At 68.0% G+C, this 24,969-nt stretch carries 24 protein-coding genes; 15 read left to right on the plus strand and 9 right to left on the minus strand.

Features of this window, described 5'->3' with window-relative positions; genetic code table 11:
• The first annotated feature begins 251 nt into the window (after positions 1 to 251).
• Positions 252 to 1,433, plus strand: coding sequence for an acetyl-CoA C-acetyltransferase (locus ACSSVZ_RS03895; protein ID WP_453968411.1), 1,182 nt, complete (start codon positions 252 to 254; stop codon positions 1,431 to 1,433).
• 278 nt (positions 1,434 to 1,711) lie between these two features.
• Positions 1,712 to 2,218 carry a Panacea domain-containing protein gene (locus ACSSVZ_RS03900; RefSeq protein ID WP_453968412.1) on the plus strand — a complete coding sequence of 169 codons (507 nt, stop codon included), beginning with the start codon at positions 1,712 to 1,714 and terminating at the stop codon, positions 2,216 to 2,218.
• Positions 2,219 to 2,644: 426 nt separating this feature from the next.
• Here ACSSVZ_RS03900 and ACSSVZ_RS03905 read toward each other — a convergent pair whose 3' ends face one another.
• The gene (locus ACSSVZ_RS03905; RefSeq protein WP_453968413.1) at positions 2,645 to 3,619 is read right to left on the minus strand and encodes a nucleoside recognition protein; all 975 of its coding nucleotides are present in this window, start codon (positions 3,617 to 3,619) and stop codon (positions 2,645 to 2,647) included.
• A gap of 183 nt (positions 3,620 to 3,802) precedes the next feature.
• Between ACSSVZ_RS03905 and ACSSVZ_RS03910 the strand changes: the two genes are divergently transcribed.
• On the plus strand, positions 3,803 to 4,255 hold the full coding sequence (locus ACSSVZ_RS03910) for an Lrp/AsnC family transcriptional regulator (protein ID WP_453968414.1): 453 nt from the start codon (positions 3,803 to 3,805) through the stop codon (positions 4,253 to 4,255).
• A gap of 89 nt (positions 4,256 to 4,344) precedes the next feature.
• On the opposite strand, the gene ACSSVZ_RS03915 is transcribed toward ACSSVZ_RS03910, so the two are convergent.
• Positions 4,345 to 5,163, minus strand: coding sequence for a hypothetical protein (locus ACSSVZ_RS03915; protein WP_453968415.1), 819 nt, complete (start codon positions 5,161 to 5,163; stop codon positions 4,345 to 4,347).
• Between the two features lie 807 nt (positions 5,164 to 5,970).
• On the opposite strand from ACSSVZ_RS03915, the gene phbB reads away from it, so the two are divergent.
• On the plus strand, positions 5,971 to 6,699 hold the full coding sequence (phbB, locus tag ACSSVZ_RS03920) for an acetoacetyl-CoA reductase (RefSeq protein ID WP_453968416.1): 729 nt from the start codon (positions 5,971 to 5,973) through the stop codon (positions 6,697 to 6,699).
• Between the two features lie 481 nt (positions 6,700 to 7,180).
• A complete protein-coding gene (locus tag ACSSVZ_RS03925; RefSeq protein WP_453968417.1) occupies positions 7,181 to 8,113 on the plus strand; it encodes a GGDEF domain-containing protein in 933 nt (310 codons plus the stop codon).
• A 36-nt stretch (positions 8,114 to 8,149) separates the two neighbouring features.
• On the opposite strand, the gene ACSSVZ_RS03930 is transcribed toward ACSSVZ_RS03925, so the two are convergent.
• Positions 8,150 to 10,147, minus strand: a complete 1,998-nt coding sequence (locus ACSSVZ_RS03930; RefSeq protein WP_453968418.1) for a copper amine oxidase — start codon at positions 10,145 to 10,147, stop codon at positions 8,150 to 8,152.
• A 283-nt stretch (positions 10,148 to 10,430) separates the two neighbouring features.
• On the opposite strand from ACSSVZ_RS03930, the gene ACSSVZ_RS03935 reads away from it, so the two are divergent.
• The 4 genes from ACSSVZ_RS03935 to ACSSVZ_RS03950 all read left to right on the plus strand — a co-directional run bounded on the left by ACSSVZ_RS03935 (position 10,431) and on the right by ACSSVZ_RS03950 (position 14,811).
• Positions 10,431 to 12,347, plus strand: a complete 1,917-nt coding sequence (locus ACSSVZ_RS03935) for a PhoX family protein (RefSeq protein ID WP_453968419.1) — start codon at positions 10,431 to 10,433, stop codon at positions 12,345 to 12,347.
• Between the two features lie 305 nt (positions 12,348 to 12,652).
• Positions 12,653 to 13,459: a class D beta-lactamase gene (gene blaOXA / locus ACSSVZ_RS03940; RefSeq protein ID WP_453968420.1), complete on the plus strand. Its 807-nt coding sequence runs from the start codon at positions 12,653 to 12,655 to the stop codon at positions 13,457 to 13,459.
• A gap of 119 nt (positions 13,460 to 13,578) precedes the next feature.
• The gene (locus tag ACSSVZ_RS03945; protein ID WP_453968421.1) at positions 13,579 to 14,340 is read left to right on the plus strand and encodes a YrhK family protein; all 762 of its coding nucleotides are present in this window, start codon (positions 13,579 to 13,581) and stop codon (positions 14,338 to 14,340) included.
• A gap of 174 nt (positions 14,341 to 14,514) precedes the next feature.
• The gene (locus ACSSVZ_RS03950; RefSeq protein WP_453968422.1) at positions 14,515 to 14,811 is read left to right on the plus strand and encodes a hypothetical protein; all 297 of its coding nucleotides are present in this window, start codon (positions 14,515 to 14,517) and stop codon (positions 14,809 to 14,811) included.
• Positions 14,812 to 15,425: 614 nt separating this feature from the next.
• Here ACSSVZ_RS03950 and ACSSVZ_RS03955 read toward each other — a convergent pair.
• The 6 genes from ACSSVZ_RS03955 to ACSSVZ_RS03980 all read right to left on the minus strand — a co-directional run bounded on the left by ACSSVZ_RS03955 (position 15,426) and on the right by ACSSVZ_RS03980 (position 20,851).
• The gene (locus ACSSVZ_RS03955) at positions 15,426 to 15,701 is read right to left on the minus strand and encodes a DUF1127 domain-containing protein (protein WP_453968423.1); all 276 of its coding nucleotides are present in this window, start codon (positions 15,699 to 15,701) and stop codon (positions 15,426 to 15,428) included.
• A gap of 469 nt (positions 15,702 to 16,170) precedes the next feature.
• Entirely contained in the window at positions 16,171 to 17,040 is an 870-nt protein-coding gene (gene ccoP / locus ACSSVZ_RS03960; protein ID WP_453968424.1) for a cytochrome-c oxidase, cbb3-type subunit III, read from the minus strand.
• A gap of 6 nt (positions 17,041 to 17,046) precedes the next feature.
• The gene (locus ACSSVZ_RS03965; RefSeq protein WP_453968425.1) at positions 17,047 to 17,238 is read right to left on the minus strand and encodes a cbb3-type cytochrome c oxidase subunit 3; all 192 of its coding nucleotides are present in this window, start codon (positions 17,236 to 17,238) and stop codon (positions 17,047 to 17,049) included.
• Between the two features lie 4 nt (positions 17,239 to 17,242).
• Positions 17,243 to 17,977, minus strand: a complete 735-nt coding sequence (ccoO, locus tag ACSSVZ_RS03970; RefSeq protein WP_453968427.1) for a cytochrome-c oxidase, cbb3-type subunit II — start codon at positions 17,975 to 17,977, stop codon at positions 17,243 to 17,245.
• A 14-nt stretch (positions 17,978 to 17,991) separates the two neighbouring features.
• Entirely contained in the window at positions 17,992 to 19,653 is a 1,662-nt protein-coding gene (gene ccoN, locus ACSSVZ_RS03975) for a cytochrome-c oxidase, cbb3-type subunit I (protein WP_453968428.1), read from the minus strand.
• Between the two features lie 148 nt (positions 19,654 to 19,801).
• Complete coding sequence (locus ACSSVZ_RS03980; protein WP_453968429.1) at positions 19,802 to 20,851, minus strand: AbrB family transcriptional regulator; 1,050 nt, start codon at positions 20,849 to 20,851, stop codon at positions 19,802 to 19,804.
• A 176-nt stretch (positions 20,852 to 21,027) separates the two neighbouring features.
• Between ACSSVZ_RS03980 and hemN the strand changes: the two genes are divergently transcribed.
• The 6 genes from hemN (at position 21,028) to ACSSVZ_RS04010 (ending at position 24,964) form a co-directional block, all read left to right on the plus strand.
• Positions 21,028 to 22,380, plus strand: a complete 1,353-nt coding sequence (hemN, locus tag ACSSVZ_RS03985) for an oxygen-independent coproporphyrinogen III oxidase (RefSeq protein ID WP_453968430.1) — start codon at positions 21,028 to 21,030, stop codon at positions 22,378 to 22,380.
• A 155-nt stretch (positions 22,381 to 22,535) separates the two neighbouring features.
• Positions 22,536 to 23,393 carry an urease accessory protein UreD gene (locus ACSSVZ_RS03990; RefSeq protein WP_453968431.1) on the plus strand — a complete coding sequence of 286 codons (858 nt, stop codon included), beginning with the start codon at positions 22,536 to 22,538 and terminating at the stop codon, positions 23,391 to 23,393.
• 55 nt (positions 23,394 to 23,448) lie between these two features.
• On the plus strand, positions 23,449 to 23,751 hold the full coding sequence (locus ACSSVZ_RS03995; RefSeq protein ID WP_453958597.1) for an urease subunit gamma: 303 nt from the start codon (positions 23,449 to 23,451) through the stop codon (positions 23,749 to 23,751).
• A gap of 10 nt (positions 23,752 to 23,761) precedes the next feature.
• Complete coding sequence (locus tag ACSSVZ_RS04000; RefSeq protein ID WP_453968432.1) at positions 23,762 to 24,067, plus strand: urease subunit beta; 306 nt, start codon at positions 23,762 to 23,764, stop codon at positions 24,065 to 24,067.
• On the plus strand, positions 24,064 to 24,423 hold the full coding sequence (locus ACSSVZ_RS04005) for a GFA family protein (protein WP_453968434.1): 360 nt from the start codon (positions 24,064 to 24,066) through the stop codon (positions 24,421 to 24,423). The genes ACSSVZ_RS04000 and ACSSVZ_RS04005 overlap by 4 nt, the downstream gene beginning before the upstream one ends.
• Before the next feature lie 46 nt (positions 24,424 to 24,469).
• Positions 24,470 to 24,964 carry a GFA family protein gene (locus ACSSVZ_RS04010; RefSeq protein ID WP_453968435.1) on the plus strand — a complete coding sequence of 165 codons (495 nt, stop codon included), beginning with the start codon at positions 24,470 to 24,472 and terminating at the stop codon, positions 24,962 to 24,964.
• Positions 24,965 to 24,969 lie beyond the last annotated feature (5 nt).

Consider the following 24,969-nt stretch of genomic DNA (forward strand, 5'->3'; position numbering starts at 1 on the left):
GGTTTCCGGTTACGATAGGGGTTCGTTTGCCGCGATGCCACACCCGTTTTTCCGCACCGCATTTTTCGGCACGCCGCGCCGATCGGCACCGGCCGGGCTCCGGCGTTGACAGCGCCGCCCCGGCGGGTCTCTATCGGCCGGCAACCACCATTCAAGGTTAGAAGTCCGACTTCTTCCCCATATATGAGGACGAGAGCGGCCGCGCCCCAGCGACCGGCAATTCCGTCCCATCCAACACTCGGAGGACTCCGATGAGCCAGGACTCGATCGTCATCGCCAGCGGCGCACGCACGCCGGTCGGCGCCTTCAACGGAGCGTTCGCCAACACGCCCGCCTCCGACCTCGGCACCGTCGCGATCACCGGCGCCATCGAACGCGCCGGCATCAGCGCCGACGAGGTCGACGAGGTCATCCTCGGCCAGGTGCTGACCGCGGCCCAGGGCATGAACCCGGCCCGCCAGGCCGCCATGGGCGCCGGCATCCCGAAGGAAAAGACCGCCTGGTCGCTGAACCAGGTCTGCGGCTCCGGCCTGCGCGCCGTCTGCCTCGGCATGCAGCAGATCGCCACCGGCGACGCCAGCATCATCGTCGCCGGCGGCCAGGAGAACATGACGCTGGCCCCGCACGCCGCGCACCTCAGGGCCGGCCACAAGATGGGCGACCTGAAGATGGTCGACACCATGATCAAGGACGGCCTCTGGGACGTCTTCAACGGCTACCACATGGGCGGCACGGCGGAGAACGTCGCCCGCCAGTGGCAGATCACCCGCGAGATGCAGGACGAGTTCGCCGTCGGCTCCCAGAACAAGGCCGAGGCCGCCCAGAAGGCCGGCAAGTTCAAGGACGAGATCGTCCCGGTCACCATCAAGGGCCGCAAGGGCGACACGGTGGTGGAGGACGACGAGTACATCCGCCACGGCGCCACGCTGGACTCCGTCGCCAAGCTGCGCCCGGCCTTCGACAAGGAAGGCACCGTGACCGCCGGCAACGCGTCGGGCATCAACGACGGTGCCTCGGCGGTGGTGCTCATGCGCGCCTCCGACGCCGAGAAGCGCGGCATCGAGCCGCTGGTGCGCATCGTCTCCTGGGCGACCGCCGGCGTCGACCCGTCGATCATGGGCACCGGCCCGATCCCGGCCTCGCGCAAGGCGCTGGAGAAGGCCGGCTGGAAGCCCGAGGACCTGGAACTGGTCGAGGCCAACGAGGCCTTCGCCGCCCAGGCCTGCGCCGTCAACAAGGACATGGGCTGGGACACCTCGATCGTGAACGTGAACGGCGGCGCCATCGCCATCGGCCACCCGATCGGCGCGTCCGGCAACCGCGTCCTCGTCACGCTCATCCACGAGATGAAGCGCCGCGGCGCCAAGAAGGGCCTGACGACGCTGTGCATCGGCGGCGGCATGGGCGTTGCCATGTGCGTCGAGCTGGTCTGACCGACCGCGCCTGACTGACGACAACATGGGCTGCGACCGGGACCGGTCGCAGCCCTTTTATTCGCTCTTTCGATGACCAAGTCTCCGCGTATGAGATGAAGCGCTGTTATGGCAGACGCCTTTTCTAGCTTGCTCGTCTTCCGCGGGTCCAAGGAGCTGCGCAGCCAAATCTCATATCCCCGGGCATTCTAGTTCTGACATCATTGCGCCTGCGTCTCACATTACAGGTGACACGAATCAGGAAAATCACTTAAAGTTGTGAACTTGGGGAGGTCGCTATGACCGATTTGTGTCCGCCAATCGACATTGCACGATGGTTCATCAATCGCGTCGACCGCGAAGCCGGCGAAGCTATGACGCACCTGAAGGTCCAGAAGCTTCTGTATTTCTCACAGGCTTACTACCTTGCAAATTTCTCAAAGCCCCTCTTTGAAGAGGACTTCGAGGCTTGGGCGCATGGGCCAGTAATTACATCCGTATTCCATGAGTATTCATCGAACCGGTGGGAGGCCCTCCCCGCTGGACCGGCCCCTGCAATCGCTGAAGAGATTCAGGATTATCTAGAGGCGGTGTACAGGAATTTTGGGAAATTTAGCGCCAAACAACTTGAGAGAATTAGCCATAACCATGCCCCTTGGATAAAAGCTCGGGGAGGCCTTCCAGAAGAAGCACGTTGCAACAATATAATTCCCAAGAATGAAATAAAGATCTTCTATGCGGAACGCATCCAAAAAGCCAAAAAAGAGAAAAAAGAGCGCTCTGTTCGGACAGGAAACGCTTCCTGAATCCGAACCGGTAGTTGACGCGATTGACCTTAAGAAGCACCTGGACTCATCGCAAGTTTCAGTAAGCCTTAGATACTATCTGCAAAGCTGCGAATGCTTCTCCGACTGGCAGAAAATAGAACTGAAAAAATTTAGCTCCACGCTGCTGAAATTGCGCAGTATGAACTCGGATAAACTAAAGCGCTACAAGCCGCTCTGTGACCTCCATAAGGGAAGCCCTAACGAGGGTCGATTTTCTATTCCGGATGAAATAAGTCCTGATATTTCTATATACGAAATCAAAATTGACCCATCAAACAAATTAAGAATGCATGGATTTTTTGTGGGTCAAGTGTTCTTCCTTCTGTGGCTAGACCGCAATCACGCTTGTTTTAAAGTCTAATTCGGCAGTCTTAATTCTGTCGTTGAATCTAATTCTCCCCGCCGTCAGAGATGTTGTATCCCGCCCTGCAGGCGGTAGAGCCAGCGGCCGAACGCCCGGTCGGAGACGGCGGCGAGCAGGACCGCGATGAGCGCCGTTGCGGCGATCGCGAAGGCGAGGCGCCCGACCAGCACGCTGGTCAGGTCGGCGCCCACCGCCACGACGACCAGCGTGTCCTCGATGATCCCGTGGGCGAAGCCCATGAAGACGCAGGAGAGGAACACCTGCCGCGGCGGAACGTGGCCGGCCCGCGCCTCGGCGATGAGGAGCCCGCCGCCGAAGGCGATGCCGAGGACGAGGCCGACGGCGGTGAAATGGGTCGCCTCGCGCGACAGGCCGGCCAGGCGGAACAGCGGACCCAGCGCCCGGTTCACGAAGGCCATCGCCCCGACGAGGCGCAGGATCTCCACGGTCCATGACAGCGCCAGCAGAATGGCGAGCATCAGCAGCATGCCCCAGCCGAGATCGATGAGGAACGCCCCCCACCCGGCCGCCTCGTTCACCGGGATCCAGGCCGGATCGATGGGCTCGGACAGCCAGCCGGTGGCGGCGAAGACCGCGTGCAGGACCGCCGCGTAGGCCAGCCCGCCGACGATGCGCAGCCCGGTGGTGACGGTGAAGGACGGCCCGGCCTTCTGGACGATCCGCTGCTCGATGGGCAAAGCGTGCATGAACAGCAGCATGGTGGAGAAGACGGTGATGTCGGCGGTGCTGATGGCGGCCGCCGGCACCAGCGTGAACAGCACCGCCAGTCCGCCCCAGATGCCGACGAGCGCGCCGGTGAGGACGCCGAGGGCGAACTCCGGCTGCAGGCCGTAGAGGCCCATCAGCGGCGCCAGCGCCGGGGCGACCGCATCGATCGCGCCGAGCTCGGCGAGGAGATGGGTGACGATGGTGACCGGCACGATGATGCGGACCAGCATCCAGTAGATCCGCAGCATCGCGGCGGTCCGGCGGACGACATAATCGAGTGGCGACAACGGGCGACCTCCCTCGTTCAACCCTCTCGTCACTACCCCGGGGCGGATCGCAGTTTTGGTCAAAATGAGCACCTTTGTGCAATAATATTGCACGCGAACGGCCTGTGGGTCCGGTCGGCGGGTCGCTTCCGGGCTCCGCCCGGCTTCTGGGCAGAGGGCGCGGCCGGTTGGGGAAGCGAAGACATGGACCGGATCGACAGGAAGCTTCTGACGCTGATGCAGCGCGATGCGGGGCGCACCAACGCGGCCCTGGCCGACCAGGTCGGCCTGTCGCCGTCGAGCTGCCTCCGGCGCGTGCGGCGGCTGCGCGCCGCCGGCGTGATCGACCGCATCGTGGCGATCCTCAATCCGGCAAAGGCCGGACGCGCGCTGCGGGCGATCGTGACGGTCGAGCTGAAGGAGCACGGCGAGCAGCAGATGCGCCGCTTTCTCGGCCTCGCCTCCGCCGAACCGGCGGTGAGCCAGGCCTATGCGGTGACCGGCTCGGTCGACGTGGTGCTGGTGATGCGGCTCGCCGACATGGAGGAGTTCGACGCGCTCTGCGAGCGGCTGTTCCGCGACCGCACCAACGTCGCCCGCTTCTACACGCTGGTGGTCATCCGCACCGCCAAGGACGACACCGCCATCGCCCTGTGAGGGGACCGGCGCACCCACCAGTGCCCTGTCCGGCCAGGTAGAAACGCCTGATCGATCGGATCCGAACGGGACATGCCCCGGCGGGGATGTCAGCTGTGCGGCACAAAGTCCCATTTCTGGAACGACCAGTGCTGGTCGTTGCGGCCTGCTGCTTCGCCGTCGCACGGACTGGCGACGGCCAGGAACACCCGGAGACCGGGTTCGAGCTCTGGCACCGACCGCGCGTACTGCGGGAGCCAGTAGGCCGACCATTTTGAGAGGGGCACGTACCGGGTGGCCGACATCGTCCGCACCCTGACGTCGCACAGATCATGAGCCGCTGCGAGGCGCGAAACCGACAGCGCCGTTGCTGCCGATCCCCCAAGTCCTACAACCGCGGCCGCGCCGAGCGCCGCCCCGAACGCCCGTGCAGCCAGCGACAGCGAGAGCCCGCGCACGGGCCAGAGGAACACGACCCCCATGATCAGCACCGCCGACGTGAGGACGAGACGCTCGAGGATCACGGCAAGCGCATTCGGGAAATCCGAGGTGATGAACGATCCTGACAGCCAAAGGGCCGGAAAAAAACTGAGAAGCCCCCAAAGCGGAAACACCACAACCATGGCGCGCCAGAGCCGGCGCGGCCACAGCGCGGCGCCGAGCCCGCCGGCCAGCATCATGGCGCTGGCCACCAGGATCGGAAGGTTGGCAAAAAGCGCCACGGGCACGAGGCTGCCGGCATCGCAGATGCCCGGCGCCATGAAGCACGGCACCGAAACGCCGCTGGCAATGAGGATTGCAGCCGCCAGATAGACGCCGGCGGCAATGCTGAAGATCCGCGCCAAAGGACGGGGGGCATCAGTCGGCAGCGCGCTGTCCTGGTTCATCGCAATTGGGGTCCGACACGGCAGGAGCGGCGACTTGCGCACCGGCAGGCGAGATGGCGACCGGCCTGGCGGCGAGAAGACGGGCGCAGGCACCTCGGGTGCACCGCGTCGGCAGGCTGAGCTTTGCGCCGCGGTTTCAGGGACTGTCAAGGAAGTGGCCGTGTCTGCTCGACGAATGATCCACTTCGGACAGCTTTTCGCCCCCTGCGGCTTTACCCGACCGCAGGATCGGCTACGGTTCGAGGTGGAGCGTGTTCGGCCGGAAACGGCGCCCGGCCGAGCGCGCCGAAGCACCAGAAGTTGACGGCGGTCAAACCGCTGCGGCCCCAAGGAGGATACCAGAGGAGACGGCGTGGCCCGGCCGGCCGCGCGGGCGACACGTCCGGCGTTGCCCTTGCCACCACCAAGGCCTTGAAAAGACCCTGCCGTTCGGACCGGTTCGATCCGAGCGGACACGGCAGAGGCCGGCTTTTGGACGCGGAACCGTTTCCGACCGGGCGCGTGGCTTCACGCTTTCGGGAGCGGCTCAAGAAACTGCCATCGAATCATGAAGTTAAGGCATAAGCGCCTGCAAATTCGGCATTGGATTGTCACGGAGTCGGGTTAGAGCATTCCGCGTCCGGTTCGAACCGGCCCGATCGACCGGGCCGGTCCGTCGGGATCGGCATCCGGGGCCGCCCTCGATCGGTCCCGGCAGACCGGACGCCGGGCTCCGACCGGCCCGCCACCGCACTGACCGGCGCGGCCCCGATCGGGGCGGCGCACCGGTCCGGGGCATCCGCCCCACATGACACGCGCCTTCGGCGGGAGCTGCCGCCGACGGCGATTTACCGAGAAAAGGGAGGAAACATGAGCAAGGTCGCACTGGTCACCGGGGGAACCCGCGGAATCGGAGCCGCCATTTCCCGGGGGCTGAAAGACGCGGGCTACACCGTCGCAGCCAATTTCGCCGGCAACGTCGAGAAGGCCGAAGCCTTCAAGGCCGAGACGGGCATCGAGGTGTTCCGGTTCGACGTGGGCGACCACGAGGCGGCCGCGGCGGGCGCCGCCGAGATCGAGGCCGCGCTGGGGCCGATCGAGGTGCTCGTCAACAACGCCGGCATCACCCGCGACGCGACGCTCCACAAGATGAGCTGGGAGCAGTGGTCGGAGGTGATCCACACCAACCTCAACTCGATGTTCTGCATGACCCGGCCGGTCATCAACGGCATGCGCGACCGCGGCTACGGGCGCATCGTCAACATCTCGTCGATCAACGGCCAGAAGGGCCAGATGGGCCAGTCGAACTATTCCGCCTCCAAGGCCGGCGTGATCGGCTTCACCAAGGCGCTGGCCCAGGAGAACGCCCGCAAGGGCATCACCGTGAACGCTATCTGCCCGGGCTACATCGACACCGACATGGTCGCCGCCGTGCCGGAAAAGGTGCTGGAGAGCATCATCGCCCAGATCCCGGTCGGCCGGCTCGGCAAGGCCGAGGAGATCGCCGGAATCGTGACGTTCCTGGCCTCCGACGCGGCCGCCTTCATGACCGGCTCGGTGGTGACGGCCAACGGCGCCCAGTACATCGCCAACGGGTAGAGCATTTCCCGTTCAGCTCGAAGCGATCTGAACGAAAAGGAATTGCTCAAGGTATTGAATCTGGAGCCATTTCTCATCGATCAGGTGATTTCACCTGATCGGAAAAGGCTCTGGCCCTGACGCCGCCCCCCGCACCAGGCTTCGCCGCGCTGCGCCCCGTTCGGGCGCAGCTTGCGTCTGGGGGGTGCCGGATCTCCTGTCGAAGCCGGGAGGGCAACCCGGGTGCGCTCGACCTTCCCGCCGCGGAGCGCCTGCGGGCGGGAACATTTGGCCTGCATCAGGGTTCTCTTTGAGACACCCGCGGTGGCGGTCTGCCTCCCACGTTGCGTTCAGCGTCTCAAGTCGTGCCCGGTCTCTTCGATCGATCGGGTCGCGTTTCGCGTCGACCAGACACCGCGCTCGCCATTTCGAAGAAACTCATTTCACACTGACGTCCACAAGTGGAGCCGGCGTTCTGCTTGAATATTGAGGGACAGGCCGAGTGAACGAAGCCGCACCGACCGGCGACGCGTATGTCAACTGCAAGCTGGCCGCCTCCATCCCCTTTGAACTTGCGCTCCTCGACCGGTCCGGACGGATCCGGTGGTCGAACGCCGCCTGGAACCGCTTCACCGACAAGCATGCGTTCACAGACGCGAGCACGTCGCTGCTGTCGAACTATTTCGACACGTTCTACGCGGCGATCGACAGCCGTCCCGGCCAGCGGCAATTCTCCAACATCATCGACTTCGTGCGGCTGTCGGAGCAGCGCGTCTCGCTCAACTACAAGATCCGCCTTCAGGACGGGCACTGGCTGCACGTCTACCTGGAGAGCCTGCAGCTCGACGGCGAGGAACTGATCCTCGCCAGCCACGCCGACATCACCGAGCAGAAGGCCCGGGAACGGACCATCCGCCAGATGGCCGACGTCGACGGCCTGACGAACCTGACCAACCGGCGCGGGCTGGACGCCTTCCTGGGCACCGAGTTCAAGCGGGCCCAGCGGATCGACCAGCCGGTGTCGCTGCTGCTGATCGATGTCGACCACTTCAAGCGCTACAACGACCTGAACGGGCACCTGGCCGGCGACGACGCCCTGCGGAAGATCGCCCGGGCGCTGGGCCGGTTCGGCCGGCGCCCGACGGATCTCGTCGCGCGCTACGGCGGCGAGGAGTTCGCCATCGTGCTCGGCAACACCGACCACCGGGGCGCCCTGACGATGGCCCGCAGGGTCCACCGGGCGGTCGGCGACCTGAAGCTGCCGTTTGACGGCGGCAACGACGGCCGGGTGAGCGTCAGCATCGGCGTCGCGACCGCGTACCCGGAGCGCTCCAGCGCCCCGGACGCCCTCATCCGGCTGGCCGACGGGGCCCTCTATTCCGCCAAGGCGGACGGACGGGACCGCATCGCCTGCGCCGACCCGCCCAGGCGCTGAGCGCCGGGACGGCACGCTCCGCCCCGGCGGCAGGCCTCACTCGGCCGGCGTGCGGATGGTCAGCGCCGGGTTGTGGGCGAAGAAGTTGAACGGCCGGATCATGAAGCCCTTCCACATCGTCGACATCACCGGCCAGTCCTCGGTGTGCGGCACGTGGTGGAAGCCCATCGTGTACCAGGTGACGATGTCGGTGTTGGCGATCGGCCGGTCCTGCTCGACCCAGGTGGCCAGCGTGTCGGAGCCGTCGCTCTGGAAGGCGTACGCGCCGCCGGCATAGCGCTCGTCCGGCATGTAGGGCGTGTTCCAGAACGTGTACTCGATGTAGGCGTTGCGCTTCATCGGCGGGTCGCCGGCGAAGTCGAACGGCCCGTAGGCGACCGAGTTGTTGGGGATGATCATGTAGCCCGGCTTGTGGCCCAGCGGCCCCTCGGCGCCCATGTTCATGACGTGGTACATGGCCGGCGTGTCGGGGTTCACCTTGAAGCGGCCCTCAAGCTCGGTCTTCGCCGGCACGGTCCTGGTCACCCACATGGACGTGCGCGGGATGTCGCGGTCGTGCTCGGCCGGCACCAGCCCGGTGCGCATGAAGGTGTTGGCCTGCCCGTCGACGTCGAAGTCCAGGCGGAAGTTGAAGTAGTGGTCGTGGTTGGGGGCGACCAGGTTCGGCGCGATCAGCGTGCCGTAGCGGGTCTCCTCGGCGGCCGTCGGATCGGACATCTTCTCCGCCGCCGCGCCCTTCACCGCGTCGAGGCCGGTCGAGCCGACCATCACGTCCATGCGGCCGTCCTGGTGGAACACGTAGTCGACGAGGTAGTCGTAGTTGCCGACCTCCGAGGCGGACCGCACCACGAGCTGGGTGGCCGGGCGGCCTTCGGCGGGCACGAACTGATCCGGCGTCTGGGCGAAGATCTCGAAGTGGCGCCACGCCGGGTCGCCGATGTTGCGCTCGAAGATGCAGATGGCGTCGGGGATCGACAGCGGCGAGCCGTCGTCCTGGTGCACCACGGCCGGCAGGTAGGTGGCGTGGGCCGGGCAGTCGACGCCGGCGCGCAGCGGCGTCAGGAAGATGCCGAAGCCGTATTCGCCGCTGTCCATGTAGGTGCGCCAGTACCAGCCGTCGTCCGGGTCCATGTAGGGCACGAACACCTCCGACAGGTGCGCCTGGTACATCAGCTGGCGCCAGCGGCCCTGGTCGTCGACCGCGATGTTGGAGATCACCACGCCCGGCCGCTTGTCGACGCGGACGCGGAAGCGCCAGATGTCCCAGCTCACCAGCCCGTTCTCGATGGTGACGTTGGAACCGTCCGGCTGGGAGAGCGTCGCCGGCTTCATCTCCGGCCGCAACGCGCCGGTGCGCGCCTCCACCTCCGCGTCGGTGTAGCCCCAGCCGTCCTTGGGCACCGGCAGCGCGCCGGAATCCAGCACCTCGACCACCTCGTCGGCGTTGAGGTCGACGACGGCGTACAGCCCCTCGATCGGCTTGGCGTAGAAGTTGGACGTCTCCGGCAGCACGTAGCACGGCACCTTCAGGAGCCGGCGCCCCTCCTCCTCCGGCAGGCCGAACGAGCCGGCGGTCAGCGGCAGGCAGAACACGTCCTCCGGCGTAAGCCCGCGCTTCTCCAGCCCGGCCACGAACTCCGGCGCCGAGGTGGCGAGGTTCATCGCCTCCAGGAACTCCGCCAGCAGCAGCATGGTCTGCTGGTCGGTCGGCGCGATGGAGGCGACTTTGTCGGCGGCGAGGTCGACTTCCGCCACGAAGGCGCCGTCGGGCCGCTTCAGGTGCACGGTCACCATGCGCGGCTCCGGATCGCCCTCCTTCCAGGCCAGCACCGTCGCCTTGTCGGGCTCGTGCAGCGCTATGTAGGGGAACAGCGTGTCGTCGCCGGCGTCGCCGCTCGACCGCAGCAGCGCCACCGCCTCGGTGATCTCGGCCTCGCTCAGCCCGTCGAGCGGATGGGCGGAGACGGCGGGGGCCGCCGCCGCCAGCGCGGCGAGGCCGGCGCCCACGACGGCGCCTCGAAACATGGTGTGCATGGTCAGTGCTCCCCTTTTTCCCGTGTGGATGCGGCGGTTGAATCCGCTCTGACGCCCGAGACCAGGCAAAGTGTCGCAGCTCCATTGTGCATTTCCGGCGGCCGCGTCAAAGCTACCTCAGGTTGCAGATTGGCAAGAGGGGCCTCCCGGGGCCGGGCCCGGCGAAAATGGGGCCGGCCGGGGGAGCGTCATCAATCTGTTCAAGACTGGAATTAGTCTAACTCGATCTGGAATCGCGGCGCGACCAGGAACCCTTCCGTCAAACAGATATCGAGATCGAGACATGTCCGAGAAGACCCGCACCCGTCTTTCCGCCGACGCATGGGACGAGATCAACTTCCCGCGGCCGGAGGGGAACGACTTCGACAAGGTGGTGGAGCGCGCGATCTCGCGGCGCGGCTTCCTGGGCGGCGCGCTCGCCTTCGGCTCCGGCGCGGCGGTGATGAGCGCCGGCCTGCTCGACGCGATCCCGGCGCTGGCCCAGCAGACCGAGCGCTTCGCGTTCAAGCCGATCCCGGCGGCCACCGACGGCACCGTGCACGTGCCGGACGGCTACAGCTGGAAGGTGCTGGCGAGCTGGGGTGACCCGCTGTTCCCCGGCGCGCCGGAGCTCGACCAGGAGACCGCCGGCAGCGCCGACGACGCCGACAAGGTGTTCGGCGAGAACACCGACGGCATGGAGTTCTTCGTCGTCGACGGCCGGCAGGTGATCGCGGTCAATCACGAGTACACCAACAACGAGATCAACCTGCCCGGCGCCCCCGAGGGCAAGCCGCAGAGCGCCGATCAGGTCCGCAAGCTGCAGAACCTGCAGGGCGTGACGGTGATGGAAGTGGCCGAAGGGCCGGACGGCTGGGCGATCGTCCAGGACAGCCCGCTCAACCGCCGCATCACCCACACCACGCCGATGAAGATTTCCGGCCCGGCCGCCGGCCACGACCTGATGAAGACCGAGGCCGACCCGACCGGCACCGAGAGCCTCGGCACCTTCAACAACTGCGGCGCCGGCAAGACGCCGTGGGGCACCTATCTGACCTGCGAAGAGAATTTCAACGGCTACTTCGGCGCCACCGAGGATGCGGACTACGCCGAGCCCGTGGCCGCCGGCTACAAGCGCTACGGCGTGTCGAAGGAAGGCTGGGACTACGAGTACCACACCTTCGACGCCCGCTTCGACACCTCCAAGACGCCGAACGAGCCGCACCGCGCCGGCTGGATCGTCGAGATCGACCCGTCCGACCCGCAGAGCGTTCCGGTGAAGCGCACCGCGCTCGGCCGCATCAAGCACGAGAACGCCGCCGTGGCGATCGCTCCGGACGGCCGCGTGGTCGTCTATCTCGGCGACGACGAGCGCGGCGAGTTCCTCTACAAGTTCGTCTCGCGCGACGTCTACGTGCCGGGCGGCGACACCTCCACGCTGCTCGACGAGGGCCAGCTCTACGTCGCCAAGTTCAACGACGACATGACCGGCGAATGGGTCGCACTGACCCCGGACGCGACCGGGATGTCGGCCGCCGAGATCGCCATTTTCTCGCGCATGGCCGCCTCCGAGGTCGGAGCCACCACGATGGACCGTCCCGAGTGGGTGGCCGTCAATCCGGTGGCGGCGGAAGCCTACTGCGCGCTGACCAACAACAGCCGGCGTGGCGTCAAGGCCGACGACGGCTCGCTGCGGACCAACGCCGGCGGCGACCCGATGACGGTCGGCGGCCCGAACCCGCGCGAGGCCAACGACTACGGCCAGATCGTCCGCTGGCGCCCGGAGGGCGGCGACCATGCGGCCGACGCGTTCGAGTGGGATCTCTACGTGATGGCCGGCAACCCGACCGTCCACGACGACGCCTATGCCGGCTCTGAGAACATCAACGAGGGCAACCTCTTCAACTCGCCGGACGGCATGGCGATCGACACCTCCGGCATGGTCTGGATCCAGACCGACGGCGACGATTCCAACGAGGGCGACTTCGCCGGCCACGGCAACAACCAGATGCTGGCGGGCGATCCGGTCACCGGCCGCATCGAGCGCTTCCTCACCGGCCCGAACGGGTCGGAAGTGACCGGCCTGTGCTGGTCGGCCGATCGGCGCACCATGTTCGTCGGCATCCAGCACCCCTCCGCGCCGTTCCCGGACGGCGAAGGCAAGCTGCCGCGCTCCTCGATCGTCGCCATCAAGCGCGACGACAACGCCTACGTCGGCTGATGCCGACCCGCGCTCCGAACGGCGCGCTGCCGCAGGCGCACCGCTGCATCACGTCCCCGCCTCCGGGTCCGCTCGACCCGGAGGCACCGTGAGACAGCGGTGCGCCTCGTTCATTTTCCGGCCGAAACAATGCAGACCCTTGGCGTTCGGCGCGGCGACGGCCGGCGGGCGGGCTTGCGCTTTGTCGCGTTAACCCGCCGTTCACCCTGATCGGCGCCGGGGAGGCCGGCGCGGCGCGCTGCCCCGGGACCGCCGCCTTTTTCCGTCACCGGTGGGCGATCGGCACGCGAGCGAAGGAAGCGGGGATGCGACAGATCTGGGCGACGGCACTGGCCCTCCTGGCGGCAAGCGCGGCGTGGACCGCACCGGCAGCGGCGAAGACGCTGTGCACCATCGTCGCCACCCCCGACGGCCGCACGGTGCTGGAGCACGGCGACTGCGCCAGCCGCGTCACCCCGGCCTCGACCTTCAAGGTGGCGCTCGCCGTCATGGGCTTCGACGCCGGGTTCCTGAAGGGGCCGCACGACCCCGTCCTCCCCTTCAAGGAAGGCTATGTCGCCTGGCGCCCCGAGTGGAAGCAGCCGACCGACCCGACCCGCTGGCTGAAGTACTCCGTGGTCTGGTATTCCCAGCAGATCACCCACGCGCTGGGCGCGGACAAGCTCCACCGCTACGGCACCGCGTTCGACTACGGCAACGCCGACTTCTCCGGCGACCCGGGCCAGGACAACGGCCTCGACCGGTCGTGGATCGCCTCGTCGCTGCAGATCTCGCCGCGCGAGCAGGCGGCATTCCTGTCGAAGCTCGTCGCCGGCACCCTGCCCGTCTCCCGGGCGGCGATGGAGATGACCCGCGCCAGCGTCGAGACGCGCGAGGCGGAGGACGGCTGGACGGTTCACGGCAAGACCGGCGCCGCGTTTCCCCGCCGGGCCGACGGCGAGTTCGACCGGGCGCGCGGCTGGGGATGGTACGTGGGCTGGGCGGAGAAGGACGGGACGACCTACGTGTTCGCCCGGCTGACCCGCGACGAGGCGGCCAACAAGGTGCCGGCCGGCTTCCGCGCCCGCGACGCGCTGCTCGCCGACTGGCCGGAGCTGGCGAAGGGGTTCTGAGCCGACCCGTTTCGAACCGGGCGGCAGATGCGCTAGGTCATGGGGACGCCAGGGGACGCTGGGTCGATCGACCCGGCGTTGCGCGCCATGATCGATCCTGAAGCGGGAGCCGCCGCCCCATGCCGCATCTGTTCGTCAACCGGCCGCGCCTGCACGACCTCGTCGGCGAGCAGCCGAGCCTGAAGACGCATTTCCGCTGGGAGACCCTCAACGCGATCGTCTACGAGGCGGGCGGGCTGGTGTTCATCGCCGGCAGCATCTGCTTCTTCCCGGCGCTGTCGGCCTGGGCCGACACCGGCGCCTGGACCTTCTTCGCCGGCTCGCTGCTCTACCTCCTCGTCACCGGCCACGACATGGCCGAGCTGGTCCGCCATCACCGGCACCGGGGCGCGCCGGCCGACGTGTGGGAGAAGCTGGAATTCTGGGCGGGCGCCAGCTATCTGGCCGGCACGCTGCTGTTCGTCGTGGGCAGCGTGCTGTTCCTGTCGTCCGTCGGGCTCACCACGGCCGGCGCCTGGTGCTTCATCGCCGGAAGCCTGCTGTTCGTGGCCGGCGCGGTGATCAACGTCCTGCAGATCGTCCAGGCCGACGACCTGGTGACGCTGCAGCTGATGAACCTGACCGCGCTGACCTTCGTGGTCGGCTCGGTGCTGTTCGCCGTCGCCTCGATCCCCTACCTGTGGGACTTCGCCAGCGAGGGCGACAGCCGGACGCTCGACGGCTTCCTGGCGTGGCAGTACCTGGTCGGAAGCGGGCTGTTCTTCGCCGGCGGGCTGATCAACTACCGCCGCGCCTACCGGGTGGTGGCCCAGGCCATCGGGGCGCCGACGCCGATCGGTCCGGTTCCCCTGCCCGGGCGCTGGCGCCGACGCGCCCGCTAGGGCATTTCCAATCGATCAGGTGATTCCACCTAATCGGAAATGGCTCCAGCGGCCGGTCTCCGGAACCGGAAGGCGCCGCCGCCGGTCAGGCCACTTCCGTCCGAGGGCGATTTGGGCTAGCCCTCATCGGGGCCCTTCGATAGCCAGACCGCGCATCCAAGCCAAGGACACCGCATGACCCGCATCGCCGTCAGCACGCTCAGCGCCTGCATCCTGCTTTTCTCGATCGCCGGAGCCGAGGCCCAGCAGCACAAGAACACCGAGAGCGGCGGAACGCCGGCCGCCGAGGAGAACAACCTGCCGTCGATCGCCGAGGAAGCCGAGATCTCCGGCGAGGGCGAAGGCACCGCGCCGGGCTCGCTCGACGGCGAGGAGAAGGTCATGGACGAGATGGACGACAGCGAGGACCAGGACGGCTGCAGCGGCACCAACGACGACCCGGGCGTCTGCGACGGCCAGCTGCTGGACTAGCGCATTTCCCGTTCGGATCGAACCGATCTGGACGAAACGGAATTGCTCAAGGGTTTGATTCTGCAGCCATTTCCCGCTCGGACCGACGCGGTCCGACCGCAGAGGACGGGCTTACGGGGTTGATGCCGGCGCCGTTTCTGATCGGTCAGGTGAGTCCGCCTGATCGGACAAGGCTCCCCTGATCGGACAAGGCTCCGGAGCCCCGAACGCAAAAGCGGCGGACGCGCGCGCGTCCACCGCTGGTGGGAAGCTCATCCTGGACATTGCATGGCGCGGTCGGGCCAAGGAACCGGGTCGCCGAGGCGGCCGGCCCGGCGCAATCGCCCGACCGGACCATGCCGTCCCCGCCGCCGAGCGTTCGGCCGGCCAAGCAGAACCCGCGACCGGTCGACACGAAGGCGTCAGGGAAACCGTTTCTCGTCCGCCAGGGTCAAGCACCTGGCCGGAAAAGGTTTCTTGAGGGAGCCATTTCTTATCGGCCAGGGGAAGAACCTGGCCGGAAAAAGCTTGTTGGCAGAGCCATTTCTGATCGGCCAGGGAAGAACCTGGCCGGAAAAGGCTTGCTGGCAGAGCCATTTCTGATCGGCCAGGTGAAGCACCTGGCCGGAAAAGGCTCAGGCCGCGAGGCGGTAGTCCTGCTCGGCGGCGACGGCCGGCGCGGCGGCAACCGGCTCGGACGGGCGGCGGAACGTGCCCTCGGCGACCGACCGGATGTCGGAGCGCAGCAGGCCGATGTCGAGAAGCTCGCGGTCGCTGAGCGCCGACAGCTCGCTGTGGGTCACGTGGATCTGGTGCATTTCCCAGAGGGACGCGGAAATCTTGCGGAACGCGCCGACGATCTGGCCGAGAAAGCCGGAGGTCTGGGCGGTGTTGACGGTGGTCGTGTTCATGGCTTCAGAGCTTTTCCTGCCGCAGCTGCGGACTGGTTCGATGCGTGAGCGGACCGATCCGATGCGCGGTCCTCTCTGCCCCACCAGATAGGCCCGGTCGGCGCCGGGAAGTAGCCGGTATTGTTGCAACGCAGCAATGCAGTCTGCGCAGCCCTTGGGCAGGCACGGCCTAAAAAGGAGGCAGCCACAGGGCCCGGTTCTGCTGGGATCGGGCGCTCTGCGCCGGCCGCCGTGCCGTCCGCGCGGGCAAGGGAGCCGGCGGACGGGCCTCGCAGGCGCGAAAAGGGCGGGCCGAGACGGCCGGGCCGCGCGCGCGGGGGAGCGGCCGAGCCGCCAGGCGGGTCCGCGCGCCGGAGCGGGCCACGGAGGGCGGACAAAACCGCCCGGCAGGCTGGGGGATCCGCCTGCCGGGCGCCAGAGGGGGATCCCCAAGCGTGGGGTCAGGCGGGGCGGACCTTCGGCGGCGCCCTTATTGTCCGCCGCCAAGGCCGTGGACGTAGATCGCCAGCGACTTGACGGTGACCGGGTCGAGGCGAGAGGTCCAGGCGGGCATGACGCCGCCGCGGCCATGGGTGATGGTGTTCTGGATGGTCTCGATGTCGCTGCCGTAGAGCCAGACCTTGTCGGTCAGGTTCGGCGCGCCGAGCTCCTGGTTACCCTTGCCGTCGGCGCCGTGACAGGCGACGCAGTTCTCCGCGAAGACCTGCTGGCCGGCGGCGACGTCGACGTTGGAGGCGGGCTCCAGGCCCGACAGCGTGCGGACGTAGGAGGCGACGTCGCGGATCTGCGCCCGGTCGAGGATGCCCATGTCTCCGAAGGCCGTCATGTCGCCGAGGCGCGTGTCGGGATCGTCCGAGCGGATGCCGTGGACGAGCGTGGTGTGGATGGCGTCGAGGGTGCCGCCCCACAGCCAGGCGTCGTCCTGCAGGTTCGGATAGCCCGGGCTGCCGGTGGCGCCGGAGCCGTGGCAGGGCGCGCAGTTGTCGCCGAAGGCGGCCTTGCCCTGGGCCATGGCGAACTCCAGCATGCTGGCGTCGGCGTTGATGGCGGAGAGGTCGGCGTTGGCGATCTGGGTGCCGAAGACGGCGCGCTGGGCGACCACCTCCTCGTAGGCGATCTCGCCCTGGCGGCGCTGGTTCTCGCCGAGCAGCCCCTTGGTGTAGCCGTTCGCCAGCGGCCACGCCGGCATCAGGATCCAGTACACCACCGCGTAGAGGATGGTGGCGTAGAAGATGTAGAGCCACCAGCGCGGCAGCGGGTTGTTGAGCTCCTTCAGCCCGTCCCACTCGTGCCCGGTCGTCTCGACGCCCGACACGGCATCGATGTCCTTCTTGGCCATGTCGGTCTACTCCGGTTTGCCGCCGGCGGGCCGGTCGTCGGCCGCGGGCTTGTCGTCTTCGAGGGGAATGCGGGAGGCTTCCTCGAAATTCTTCCTGTTCTTCGGCCACAGCGCGTAGGCGACGATCACCGCGAACACGGCGACGAAGATCAGCAGGCCCCAGGTCTGGGCGAAGGAGGAAACGGCTTCGTAGCTCATGACATCACCTGTAGTTGGCCTGATCGTCGTAGACGCTGAAGTCGACCAGGGTGCCCAGCATCTGCAGGTAGGCGATGACCGCATCGAGCTCGGTGACCTTGCTCGGGTCGCCGTCGTAGTCGCGGACCACGGCCGTCGGCCAGCGCTCCAGGAAGGCGTCGACGTGCTTGTCGTCGGGATTGGCCTGGGCGCGGAAATCGATGCGCGCGCTGGCGACCTGCTCGGCCGTGTAGGGAACGCCGATGCCGGCGTTGGCCTTGACGTCCAGCGGCACCAGGCGGTCGTCGACCACGGTCCCCGCGAGGATGGGATAGCCGGGCATCACCGAGCCCGGCACCACCGAGCGCGGGTCGATCAGGTGGGCGCGGTGCCACTCGTCGGAGTACTTGCCGCCGACCCGGGCGAGGTCCGGCCCGGTGCGCTTGGAGCCCCACTGGAACGGATGGTCGTACATGGACTCCGCCGCCAGGCTGTAGTGGCCGTAGCGCTCGATCTCGTCGCGCATCGGACGGATCTGCTGGGAGTGGCAGAGGTAGCAGCCCTCGCGGATGTAGACGTTGCGGCCGGCGAGCTCGAGCGGCGTGTAGGGGCGCATGCCCTCCACCTTCTCGATGGTGCTCTTCAGCCAGAACAGCGGCGCGATCTCCACGAGGCCGCCGATGGCGACGACGATGAGGACGCCGACCATCAGCCAGACGGTGTTCTTCTCGAAGAACTGGTGTTTTTGCCAGAGCGACATGATCTCGCCTCCTCTCACGCGGCCACGGGCGCCGGAGCGGCGACTTCGACGTCCACCGCCTCGCCGGAGCGGATCGTCATCCAGACATTGAAGGCCATGATCAGCCCGCCGATGAGGAACAGCACCCCGCCGATGGCCCGGATCACGTAGAACGGGTGCATCGCCTCGACGGTCTCGATGAACGAGTATTCGAGGAAGCCGAGCTGGTTGTAGGCGCGCCACATCAGCCCCTGGAGGATGCCCGACACCCACATCGAGGTGATGTAGAGAACGATGCCGATGGTCGCGATCCAGAAGTGCCAGTTCACCAGCCGGAGCGAGTAGAGCTGCTTCTTGTTCCACAGCCACGGCACCAGGCAGTAGATCGCCCCGAAGGAGATGAAGCCGACCCAGCCGAGCGCGCCGGAGTGGACGTGGCCGATGGTCCAGTCGGTGTAATGGCTGAGCGAGTTGACCGCCCGCACCGACATCAGCGGGCCCTCGAAGGTCGACATGCCGTAGAAGGCGACCGACACCACCAGCATGCGCAGCACCGGGTCGGTGCGCAGCTTGTCCCACGCCCCCGACAGCGTCATCAGGCCGTTGATCATGCCGCCCCAGGACGGCATCCACAGGATGATCGAGAAGGTCATGCCCAGCGTCGACGCCCACTGGGGCAGCGACGTGTAGTGGAGGTGATGCGGGCCGGCCCAGATGTAGAGGAAGATCAGCGCCCAGAAGTGCACGATCGACAGCCGGTAGGAGTAGACCGGCCGGTCCGCCCGCTTCGGCACGAAGTAGTACATGATCGCCAGGAAGCCAGCCGTCAGGAAGAAGCCGACCGCGTTGTGGCCGTACCACCACTGCACCATGGCGTCCTGGACGCCGGGCCACAGGATGTAGGACTTGGACGAATAGACCGAGACCGGCAGCGCCAGGTTGTTCACCACGTGCAGCATGGCGATGGTGATGATGAAGGCGAGGTAGAACCAGTTGGCCACGTAGATGTGGCTCTCGCGCCGCCGCATCAGCGTGCCGGCGAACACCACCAGGTACAGGACCCAGACGATGGTCAGCCAGATGTCGGCGTACCACTCGGGCTCGGCGTATTCCTTGGACTGGGTGACGCCCATCAGGTAGCCGGTGGCGGCGATGACGATGAAGGCGTTGTAGCCGAGCACCACGAACCACGGCGTGATCTCGCCGAGCATCCTGACCCGCGAGGTGCGCTGCACCACGTACATCGACGTGGCGATCAGCACGTTGCCGCCGAAGGCGAAGATCACCGCCGAGGTGTGCAGCGGACGCAGCCGGCCGAAGCTCAGGAACGACAGGTCGAAGTTGAGCACCGGAAAGGCGAGCTGGAAGGCGATGTAGACGCCGGCCAGGAAGCCGGCGACGCCCCAGAACACCGCGGCGATGGTGGCGAAGCGCACCGGCCCCATGTTGTAGTTGGGAAGCCCCGCGACCATCTGCGGCACCGGCTCCACAGGCCGGTCGATGTAGTGGCGCATCAGCGCGAACAGGCCGATCGCCGCCATGATGGCGCCAAGCACGCCGTGCACGCTCATCGGGAAATCGTAGGCCTTGCCGCCGATCAGCAGGCAGGCGAGCGCCAGGACGCCGAGGAAGGCGGCGTAGATCCCCTCCTCCAGGGTCATCATCTTCGGGGCGGGGGCAGTCGCGGCGTGCGCCATAGCTCAACTCCGGTCGGCGGCAGGACGGCCGGCCGACAGGGCGGTCGGCCGTTCGCTCCGGACCGTAGTTGGCGGGCCTCCCGGCGCCTTGACGTATGTCAAGCGGCCGTTCGGGCCCGCACCGATCAGGCGGGACGCGGGGAAAGGCTCAGCGTGCGGCGGATTTCAGCCGGGCGGCGAGCACCGGCAGGGCTGCGGTGATCACCAGGAATCGCACGAAATGCAGGCCGGCGACGTAGGCCGTGTCGAAGCCGAGCAGATAGGCGAGCGTGGTCATCGATTCCAGCGCGCCGGGCGAGATCGCCAGGATCACCTGGCCGGCCGGCAGCCCGGTGATCTCGATGAGGGCGAAGGCCGCAAGGAGCGACACCGCCAGGCCGGCCGCGAGCGCCGCCACAGAGGCGGCGACGATCTTCATGAACAGCGACCGGTCGATGCCGGCGAAGCGCGAACCGATCAGGCCGCCGAGGACCAGGAAGCCGGGGATCAGCAGCCAGGACGGCAGCCAGGTGGTGATGATTCCGCTGGCGTGCAGCACCGCGCTGAGCAGCAGCGGCCCGAGCAGCATGCCGGCCGGCTGGCCGAGGCGCATGAACAGGTAGCCCAGCGCCGCACCGCCGCCGAACAGCAGGGCGAGGTCGCCGAAGCCGGCTTCGACGTGGACGACGGCAACATCGGCGGGGGCCAGCGTGTGGCCGAAGATGCCGATCAGCGGCGGCAGCACCGCCACGAGGAAGAGCAGCCGGATCGACTGGGAGAGCGCCACGCGGCTGAGGTCCGCCGGGCTCGCCGCCGCCACCGCCATGACATAGGAGAGCGCCCCCGGCACCGCGCCGTAGACGGCGGTCACCCGGTCCCAGCCGGCCACCCGGCTCAACACCAGATAGGCGGCGAGCGTCACGAAGGCGCTGGAGACGACGACGAACAGGATGGACATCGGCCAGGCGCCGAGCCGGTCGATGGTGTCTGGCGAGACGCTGGAGCCCATGCCGATGCCGATCAGCAGGAACGCGACCTGCCGCACCGCGCTTGGCATCACCACCCGCACCCCGGAAAGCGCGGCGATGGCCACGGCGACGGCACCGCCCGACAGCCAGCCCGCCGGCACGCCAATGAGCGTGAACAGGCCGCCGCCGATCGCGGAGAGCCCGAGGGTCAGGGCCAGACGGCCGATGAGGGAGAGGTTGGGAACGGTCACGACGGGGCCGTGTATGCGACGCGAGGGCGCAGGTGACAAGTGCGCGGGGCGCATGGCTCGTCCGCCCGAGATGCCGCGCAGAAATTATTTTCATGGCGGGCGAACACGGCGGCCACCTTCGCCGTTTTGACCTCGGTCAATGCACGAACGGCGTGCCGGGGGGAGGCTCGACAACGATGGACAGGATCGCGGAAAAATATGCCGGACGCGCCGTGCCCCGGTATACCTCCTACCCCACGGCGCCCCATTTCACCGATGCCGTCGATGGCGGGGTCGCCGCGCGCTGGCTGTCCGAACTGCCGCCGAAGGCCCCGGCCTCCCTCTACATCCATGTGCCGTTCTGCGCCGAGATGTGCGCCTATTGCGGCTGCACCACCAAGGCGACGAAGCGGATCGAGCCGGTGCTCGCCTACACCGAGACGCTGACCCGCGAGATCGCGCTGGTGCGCAAGCACATCGGCCGGCGGCAGCCCGTCAGCCACGTTCACTGGGGCGGCGGCACGCCGAGCATGATCCCCGGCGGCACCTTCCTGTCGCTGGCGGCCCGCCTGCGAGAGGCCTTCGCGCTCGCCCCCGACGCCGAGCACGCCATCGAGCTCGACCCGCGCACCGTCGACCGGACGCTCGCCAGCACGCTGAGCAAGGCCGGCATCTCCCGCGTGTCGCTCGGCATTCAGGACACCGATCCGACGGTGCAGGCGGCGATCGGCCGGCTGCAGCCGGACACGGTGGTGCATGCCGCCTTCTCGCACCTGCGCGCCGCCGGCCTGACCCGGATCAACGCCGACCTGATGTACGGCCTGCCGCACCAGACGCCGGACACCGTGCGCCGCACCGTCGACGCGATGGCGCTGCTGGCGCCGTCGCGGGTGTCGGTGTTCGGCTACGCCCACGTGCCGTGGGCGAAGGCGCACCAGCGGCTGATCGACGAGAGCGCCCTGCCCGGCGCCGACGTGCGGCTGCTGCTGGAGGCGACCATGCGCGCCGCGCTCGAGGACGCCGGCTACGTGCCCATCGGCCTCGACCATTTCGCCCGGCCGGACGATCCGCTGGCGATCGCCGCCAAGGGCGGCTGGCTGCGCCGCAACTTCCAGGGCTACACCACCGACACCGCCGAGGCGCTGATCGGCATCGGCGCATCGTCGATCGGCAAGCTGCCCCAGGGCTACCTCGCCAACGCCGCCGACGTGGGCGGCTGGCGGCGGGCGATCGAGGCGGGCCGCCTGCCGGTGGCGCGCGGCTTCGCGCTCGCCAACGACGACCGCATGCGCGGCGCGGTGATCGAACAGCTGATGACCAGCTACTCGGTCGACTTCGCCGACCCGCAGCTGGCCCGCTTCGGCGACGGACTGGCGCTGCTCGACGAGGCCGAGCGGTTGCTGAAGGAGCCGATCCGCGACGGGCTGGCGCGGCTGGACAAGACGCAGCTGCACGTCACCCGGGCGGGGCGCCCGTTCGTCCGCATCCTGGCCGCGTGCTTCGACGCCTACCTCGCCACCGGCAAGGCCCGCCACTCGGCGGCGGTCTGAGGCGAACCGGCCGACCGGCCGGACGACCCGCGCCGCCCGCACAGCTTTTTCGCGAACCGGCTTTGCACTGCCGCCAAAACCGACCATTCTCCCCCAAGCGCGATGAGGGTCAGACCCGACGATCCTCCGTGCGCGTGGCGGGGACCCCTCGACGGATGGATGCACGGACGCCGGCAGACGAGACGATCACGCTTCCGGCCGGGCTGCGCCCCGTGCTGGAGCGCGCGATCGGCCACGTCCGGCTCGCCGTGAAGGCGGACGCCGGCGGCCGCACCCGCATCGACCGGGCCTTCCAGGAAGGCTCGCTCAAGGTCCGCTTTCCCCACACCGACAGCGGCCGCTTCGAGGCGGTGCTGCTGAACACCGCCGGCGGACTGACCGACGGCGACGTGTTCGCGGCCGATGCGACGGCACCGGCCGGCACCGCGCTGACGCTCACCACCCAGGCGGCCGAGAAGGTCTACCGCGCCGCCGGCGCCGATGCCCGGCTGGACGTGCGGCTTGCGCTCGGCGCCGATGCGGCGCTCGCCTGGCTGCCCCAGGAAACCATCCTCTACGACGGCGGCCGGCTGGCCCGTACGCTCACCATCGACATGGCCGGCTCGGCGCGGCTGATCGCCTGCGAGATGCTGGTGCTGGGCCGCACCGCCCACGGCGAGACGGTGCGGGCCGGCGCGCTCTCCGACCAGTGGCGCATCCGCCGCGACGGCCGCCTCGTCTACGCCGACGCCTTCCGCATCGACACCGACATCGTGGCGGCAGGACGGGGCGGCGCAACTCTTGCAGGCGGACGGGCGACGGCGTCTCTCCTCCTGGCGGCAGCGGACGCGGGCGACCGGCTGGACGCCGTGCGCGCGCTGCTGGACGGCTTCGGGCTGGCCGCCGGCGCCAGCGCCTGGGACGGGCTGCTCGCCGTGCGCGCGGTGGCGGACGATGCCCAGCGGCTGCGCCGGGCGATCGCCGCGGTGGTGGACTTGCTGGCCGGGGGCGTTCCCCGCGTCTGGTCGCTGTAGACTGGGGCCCGGGCCCGACGGGCCGCGCCGCAAACGGATCTTGGGAGGACGATACGTGCGACTGACACCCCGGGAAAAGGACAAGCTGCTGATCGCCACCGCCGCGATGGTGGCCCGGCGCCGGCTGGAGCGCGGCGTCAAGCTGAACCACCCCGAGGCGGTGGCGCTGATCGCCGACTTCGTGGTGGAAGGCGCCCGCGACGGCCGCACGGTGGCCGACCTGATGGAGGCCGGCGCCCACGTCATCACCCGCGAGCAGGTGATGGAGGGCATCGCCGAGATGATCGACGACGTGCAGGTGGAAGCGACCTTCCCCGACGGCACCAAGCTGGTGACCGTCCACCATCCGATCCGGTGAGGGCGCGCACATGATTCCAGGCGAAGTCATCACGCTGGACGGCGACATCGAGCTGAACGCCGGCCGGCCGACCACCACGCTGACGGTGGCCAACACCGGCGACCGGCCGGTGCAGGTGGGCTCGCACTACCATTTCTTCGAGGTGAACGAGGCGCTCGCCTTCGACCGCGACGCGGCGCGCGGCCAGCGCCTGGACATCGCCTCCGGCTCGGCGGTGCGCTTCGAGCCGGGGCAGACGCGCGACGTGACGCTGGTGCCGCTTTCCGGCGCCCGCGAGGTTTACGGGTTCCAGGGCAAGGTGATGGGCAAACTATGAGCGACCCGCAGACCTACACCGGCGGCTGCCAGTGCGGCGCCGTGCGCTACGAAGTCGACCTCGCCATCGGCGAGGTGGCGTCGTGCAACTGCTCGCGCTGCCGTAAACTCGGCTCGCAGTTCGCGTTCGCCCCTGCCGCTGCCCTCCGGCTGCTGACGGACGACGGCACGATGACCGACTACCAGTTCAACACCAAGCGGATCCATCATCTGTTCTGTTCGACCTGCGGGATCGAGTCGTTCGCGCGGGGAACCGGACCGGACGGCACCGAGATTGTGGCCATCAATGTGCGCTGCCTCGACGGCGTGGACCCGGACGCCTTTGCGGTGCGCAAGGTCGACGGGGCCAGCCTCTGACCGATCCCAAGACGCCCAACAGACCGACACGCGAGGAGACCCAGCGATGCCCGTGACCCTCGAAGGATCCTGCCACTGCGGCGCGGTGACGTTCTCGGTGGAGAGCCACACGCCGTATCCCTACCAGCGCTGCTACTGCTCGATCTGCCGCAAGACCGGCGGGGGCGGCGGCTACGCCATCAACATCATGGGCGACGCCGACAGCCTGACGGTCGGCGGCGAGGACGCCATCGGCATGTTCCACGCCAAGATCCACGGCGACGACGGCAGCTGCGCGGTGAGCTCGGGCGAGCGCCGCTACTGCACGAAGTGCGGCACGGCGCTGTGGCTCTACGACGAATCGTGGCCGGAGCTGATCCACCCGCTCGCCTCGGCCATCGACACCGACCTGCCGGTGCCGCCGGAGAGCGTCCACCTGATGCTGAAATACAAGGCGTCGTGGGTGGAGCCGCAGATCGGCCCGACCGACCAGACCTTCGAGCTCTACCCCAGGGAGTCCATCGAGGACTGGCACAAGAAGCGTGGGCTGTGGGTGGCGTGACGGCC

The organism is Amorphus sp. MBR-141 (assembly GCF_053628695.1).

Coding starts and splice junctions, on each gene's coding strand:
- ACSSVZ_RS03950 (WP_453968422.1), top strand. CDS start 14,515: ATGACCCGCATCGCCGTCAGCACGCTCAGCGCCTGCATCCTGCTTTTC.
- ACSSVZ_RS03930 (WP_453968418.1), bottom strand. CDS start 10,147: ATGCACACCATGTTTCGAGGCGCCGTCGTGGGCGCCGGCCTCGCCGCG.
- ACSSVZ_RS03900 (WP_453968412.1), top strand. CDS start 1,712: ATGACCGATTTGTGTCCGCCAATCGACATTGCACGATGGTTCATCAAT.
- ACSSVZ_RS03990 (WP_453968431.1), top strand. CDS start 22,536: ATGGATGCACGGACGCCGGCAGACGAGACGATCACGCTTCCGGCCGGG.
- ACSSVZ_RS04000 (WP_453968432.1), top strand. CDS start 23,762: ATGATTCCAGGCGAAGTCATCACGCTGGACGGCGACATCGAGCTGAAC.
- ACSSVZ_RS03965 (WP_453968425.1), bottom strand. CDS start 17,238: ATGAGCTACGAAGCCGTTTCCTCCTTCGCCCAGACCTGGGGCCTGCTG.
- ccoO (WP_453968427.1), bottom strand. CDS start 17,977: ATGTCGCTCTGGCAAAAACACCAGTTCTTCGAGAAGAACACCGTCTGG.
- ACSSVZ_RS04010 (WP_453968435.1), top strand. CDS start 24,470: ATGCCCGTGACCCTCGAAGGATCCTGCCACTGCGGCGCGGTGACGTTC.
- ACSSVZ_RS03910 (WP_453968414.1), top strand. CDS start 3,803: ATGGACCGGATCGACAGGAAGCTTCTGACGCTGATGCAGCGCGATGCG.
- ccoN (WP_453968428.1), bottom strand. CDS start 19,653: ATGGCGCACGCCGCGACTGCCCCCGCCCCGAAGATGATGACCCTGGAG.
- ACSSVZ_RS04005 (WP_453968434.1), top strand. CDS start 24,064: ATGAGCGACCCGCAGACCTACACCGGCGGCTGCCAGTGCGGCGCCGTG.
- blaOXA (WP_453968420.1), top strand. CDS start 12,653: ATGCGACAGATCTGGGCGACGGCACTGGCCCTCCTGGCGGCAAGCGCG.
- ACSSVZ_RS03895 (WP_453968411.1), top strand. CDS start 252: ATGAGCCAGGACTCGATCGTCATCGCCAGCGGCGCACGCACGCCGGTC.
- hemN (WP_453968430.1), top strand. CDS start 21,028: ATGGACAGGATCGCGGAAAAATATGCCGGACGCGCCGTGCCCCGGTAT.
- ACSSVZ_RS03945 (WP_453968421.1), top strand. CDS start 13,579: ATGCCGCATCTGTTCGTCAACCGGCCGCGCCTGCACGACCTCGTCGGC.
- phbB (WP_453968416.1), top strand. CDS start 5,971: ATGAGCAAGGTCGCACTGGTCACCGGGGGAACCCGCGGAATCGGAGCC.
- ACSSVZ_RS03935 (WP_453968419.1), top strand. CDS start 10,431: ATGTCCGAGAAGACCCGCACCCGTCTTTCCGCCGACGCATGGGACGAG.
- ACSSVZ_RS03955 (WP_453968423.1), bottom strand. CDS start 15,701: ATGAACACGACCACCGTCAACACCGCCCAGACCTCCGGCTTTCTCGGC.
- ccoP (WP_453968424.1), bottom strand. CDS start 17,040: ATGGCCAAGAAGGACATCGATGCCGTGTCGGGCGTCGAGACGACCGGG.